The sequence below is a fragment of the Psychrobacter sp. T6-1 genome, from assembly GCF_052258445.1.
This window is the reverse complement of record NZ_JBQQFC010000214.1, coordinates 1-4,312: the sequence shown is the minus strand read 5'-3', so window position 1 is coordinate 4,312 and position 4,312 is coordinate 1. Positions and strand designations below refer to the sequence as shown.

The 4,312-nt window shown below is 44.9% G+C and carries 5 protein-coding genes; all 5 read left to right on the top strand.

Annotated elements, in window-relative coordinates:
* Nucleotides 1-542 (top strand): tetratricopeptide repeat protein (locus ACTXGO_RS10340; protein WP_443574367.1); only part of this gene is annotated, 542 nt, incomplete at its 5' end.
* Nucleotides 543-597: 55 nt separating this feature from the next.
* Nucleotides 598-1,524 carry a 50S ribosomal protein L11 methyltransferase gene (prmA, locus tag ACTXGO_RS10335; protein WP_435950728.1) on the top strand — a complete coding sequence of 309 codons (927 nt, stop codon included), beginning with the start codon at nt 598-600 and terminating at the stop codon, nt 1,522-1,524.
* 148 nt (nt 1,525-1,672) lie between these two features.
* A complete protein-coding gene (locus tag ACTXGO_RS10330; RefSeq protein ID WP_443574366.1) occupies nt 1,673-2,884 on the top strand; it encodes a DUF3426 domain-containing protein in 1,212 nt (403 codons plus the stop codon).
* Nucleotides 2,885-3,043: 159 nt separating this feature from the next.
* Nucleotides 3,044-3,256, top strand: a complete 213-nt coding sequence (locus tag ACTXGO_RS10325) for a helix-turn-helix domain-containing protein (protein ID WP_317199854.1) — start codon at nt 3,044-3,046, stop codon at nt 3,254-3,256.
* Between the two features lie 196 nt (nt 3,257-3,452).
* A partial coding sequence (purH, locus tag ACTXGO_RS10320; RefSeq protein ID WP_443574365.1) for a bifunctional phosphoribosylaminoimidazolecarboxamide formyltransferase/IMP cyclohydrolase occupies nt 3,453-4,312 on the top strand: 860 nt, incomplete at its 3' end.

Sequence of the window (4,312 nt, the reverse complement as noted above, 5' to 3'; positions counted from 1 at the left end):
CTCAGCCTCAGCCTCAGCCTCAGCAAAATATACCGTCAAGTCCGAGCAATGATGCTTACACCATTCCTCCCTATCAACCAATACCGGAGCCTTATCGTGAAGAGATCATTATTACGCCGCCGCGCACCAGTGAGGTCACGCCGCCGATAGTGCCTTCGCACGGTGATTTGTTAGAGCGCGCACGAGCAAACTCGCAGCAGCAAAGCCGCGCTACCAGTAGTAGTAATAGCGACCTGCCCGCTTTTCGCAATTTGATGCAAAATGGTACCAATCAGCTCAGAGCCAACGATCTAACCGCAGCTGAAAACAGCTTCACTCGTGCGCAGCGCTTAGCGCCTAGATCATCTGCGGTGTACTTTTATCTAGCGCAAGTGGCCCTCAAAAAGAATCAACCGCGAAAAGCTGAAGCAATGGCACGCCGCGGTTTGAGTGTCTCGCAAGATGACACGCGGCGCCGTGCCCTGTGGCAGATCATCTTGCGTTCAGGTCAACTACAAAACAACGCACGCGTTATCAATGAGGCGCAAAGAGCACTTCGATAACTAACGCTATGTTCAAGACTTATATTTTATTTTATCACTTATCAAGGTTATCGTTATGGCATGGCAACAACTGCATTTACAGTGCGAAAAAGCAAATGTCGATTTGGCAGAATCCCTTTTACTAGAGGCAGGCGCATTATCTATCGCTTTAGATGACGCCGGTGATCAGCCTTTGTTTGAACCTCTCCCTGGCGAGTCGCCACTGTGGGATGAGGTCATATTAACCGGGCTATTTGATGCTACGACTCCCATTGGTGATCGTCAAGTACTTGAACAATTGAGCCATGAGATCGCCGCACAAGTACATGCCAGCCGAATCTGGTTGAGTCGTGTCGATGATAAGGATTGGGAACGCGAGTGGATGGTCAACTATCACCCTATTGAATGCGCGAACAACCTATGGATCGTCCCCAACTGGCTTAAGCCGCCAAATCCTGACGCAATTAATATTATTATGGATCCAGGACTGGCCTTTGGTACAGGTTATCATGCTACCACGCGCTTGTGCCTTGACTGGCTCACAGAGCAAAACCTAACAGACAACATTGTGATCGATTATGGCTGCGGGTCAGGTATCTTAGGTATTGCCGCTTTGCTGTTAGGTGCGCGCCAAGTGTATGCAGTTGATATAGATCCGCAAGCGGTACTTGCAACCAACCAAAATGCCGAACGCAACCAAGTTGGCGAGCGTCTGCAAGCTTTTTTACCAGAGGACTTTAGAGACTACTGCACGCAGCATGACGTCTTGCCCGTTGACGTTATTGTCGCCAATATTTTGGCAAAGCCCCTCATTAGCCTAGCACCTTATTTTGCAACCTTAATCACTAAACAGGGCCGCATAGTCCTAGCAGGACTTATTGAATCACAAACTGAGCAGGTGAGCGACGCTTACCAGCCCTATTTCAAACTTGATCCAAAGCATGCTTTTAGCGCTCAAGAAGATCAACACTGGCAGCGACTCTCAGGCACGTTTACAGACTAGTAACATCTGATTACATCTGTTACGATAGGTGCATTATTTGAGATTGGCACTGCCAAGTGCTTAGCTATTTCATTCTAAAAATACTTTAGCTAACTTTGAACCCTTGGCAATGCGATATTGATAATTGTACCTTTTTGGATTTGAGCATATGACTACGCCTATAAATACTCAATGCCCTTATTGCGGTGCTCATTTTCATTTGCATCAAAATCAGTTAAATAAAGAAGATGCGAAAATTGTTTGTAATCAATGTTCTCGTAGTTTTAGAGTTAGCGATAATCTGTCTGTAGCTACTTTTGACAGTCATTCACTATCAGATTCTATACCTTTAAACAGTCAGACCATCGATAGCTTGATACAAGATGAGGCTCAAGGAGTACACGCTACAACCTCAGAGTATGATTCTCTAGATTATATGCTAGAGAATATGGAGCCATGGTCTAAACCGGTGAGTAGCAGCGATGCGTCCTCATTGCTTGAGACATCATCTGAGCCAGATTTATTTGATGATAGTGTCGCAGATTCAGACAATAATACAGCTCATACTTTGTTGAATGATGAAGGGACGCTTACTGACTTTGATACTGATACTCAAGTGGCCTTAAAGAAAAGCACTGTCAACTCTAGTGCTACCAATAATACGGGCTTAGAGAACGACCATACTTTTGATAATCATTCTCTTGATAAGAGCGACGGCGCAGATAATGCTTGGTTAGAGCAGCTATTAGCAGAAGAGAGTGAAGACGACAATCAGCATCAAAACGATACTGATCTCTCGCAGCTTCTTATCGATATGGGCGTGCCTTTTGAAGAAGAGGGCGACGCAAATGATGGTTTTGAGTTAGCGAATAAACCGCTAGAGCGTCATCAAACTATGCAAACAAGCTCTCGAACGTCAATGGCTATCTTGCTGTGGACAGCTGGCAGCTTAGCTTTAGTGCTTCTTTTATTAGCGCAATATGTTATTTTTAATGTGGATACTTTAGTAAAGGATCCTGTTTATGCACAGCGTTTACAAAAGATTTGCGCGGTTGCAGCTTGTAGTCTACCCAATGCTGATCTAAGCCAATTGGCGATAACAGATATTACTCATCGTGCAAGCCAGCTCAACGATTCAGGTACCTATAGTGATATACGAGCGACTTTAAACAATCAAAGCAGTCAAAGTCAGCTATTACCAAGTCTTAGGGTAAGTCTTTACGGCTCAGACAAGCTCATCGGCGCCTTTATTGCCGCGCCTGACGATTATTTGCTAAGCCCACAAAATCAGCTAGCAGTACAAGGCCAAAAGCAATTGTGGTTCACTGTACCTATAGACAATCAGCAAATCAGCACAGTAACCATTGAGCCTATTTATTAGCCCTGATATTAATCATAAATTATCATGGCTTGTGGGTAGCTATCCTCATATTAACGTAAAGGACATCACTTTATGGCACCTCAAATACCAGATCATGCCAACCGTTTTGCCCACACCTCAGATTATCTACAAGCACAAGAGACGCATGAGCCTTTATGTATGCATGTCGAGCGCGTTGTACGTCAATACTTTGTAACGCTTGGCGATGATATACCCACAGACCTCTATGAGCTTATCTTAAAAGAAGTTGAGCGCCCTCTGTTAAGCGTTGTATTAGAACAAACCCGCGGTAATCAATCAAAGTGCGCACAAATACTAGGCCTTAATCGCGGCACCCTACGTAAAAAGCTCAAAACTCATAATTTAATGTAAGCGCTTTAAAATAAGCATTTAGTCGACGCTTTTAGGTAGCAACACGTTAACTATCGTTACGTCAACGCTTTAATACTAATGTTTTGATTATCCTAGATATAGCTTATAATTAAGGTCTATCCGATCCCTCTTCGTCATTTTGATATGATTATTTTGCCAGACGCTACTGTCAGGCTTTTTTTATGGAACTGTTTTTATGAGTACAACACCGCTTGCCCTATTGTCCGTCTCTGATAAATCCAATATCGTCGAATTCGCTCAAGGTTTGCTACAAGCAGGGTTTGGTCTGCTCTCGACTGGTGGTACTTATCGTTTGCTAAAAGAGCATGACGTTGCTGTCACTGAGGTCTCTGACTATACTAAGTTTCCTGAGATGATGGATGGCCGCGTCAAAACCTTGCATCCCAAGATTCACGGCGGTATTTTGGGTCGCCGCGGTACTGATGACGACGTTATGAGCGAGTATGATATCGCTCGTATTGATCTAGTAGTGGTTAACCTCTACCCCTTCGCTGAGACGATTGCCCGTGACAATGTTTCGATGACGGACGCTATCGAAAACATCGATATTGGCGGTCCTACTATGGTACGAGCGGCGGCCAAGAACCACGCTCATGTAGGTATAATTACTGATCCAGCGGACTATCAGCGCGTTCTTGGAGCGCTTGGTAATAGACCTCAGCTCAGCTCAGCACTACGTTATGATTTAGCGGTAAAAGCGTTTGAGCATACCGCGCAGTACGATGGCATGATTGCTAACTTTTTGGGTAGCCGAGTCAATGAGCACCAAGAGCCTGAAACCTTTGCTCGTACACTAAACGTGCAGCTTGAAAAAGCGCAAGATTTGCGCTACGGCGAGAATCCACATCAAAAAGCAGCTTTTTATGTTGAGGCGTCTTCATCCAATGGTGCTTCTATCGCTACTGCCAAGCAATTACAAGGCAAAGCGTTGTCATATAACAATATCGCCGATACTGACGCAGCGCTCGAGTGCGTTAGAGCCTTTAATGCACCAGCTTGCGTTATCGTCAAGCATGCCAATCCATGCGGCGTAGC

Coding starts and splice junctions, on each gene's coding strand:
- ACTXGO_RS10325 (WP_317199854.1), top strand. CDS start 3,044: ATGCATGTCGAGCGCGTTGTACGTCAATACTTTGTAACGCTTGGCGAT.
- ACTXGO_RS10330 (WP_443574366.1), top strand. CDS start 1,673: ATGACTACGCCTATAAATACTCAATGCCCTTATTGCGGTGCTCATTTT.
- prmA (WP_435950728.1), top strand. CDS start 598: ATGGCATGGCAACAACTGCATTTACAGTGCGAAAAAGCAAATGTCGAT.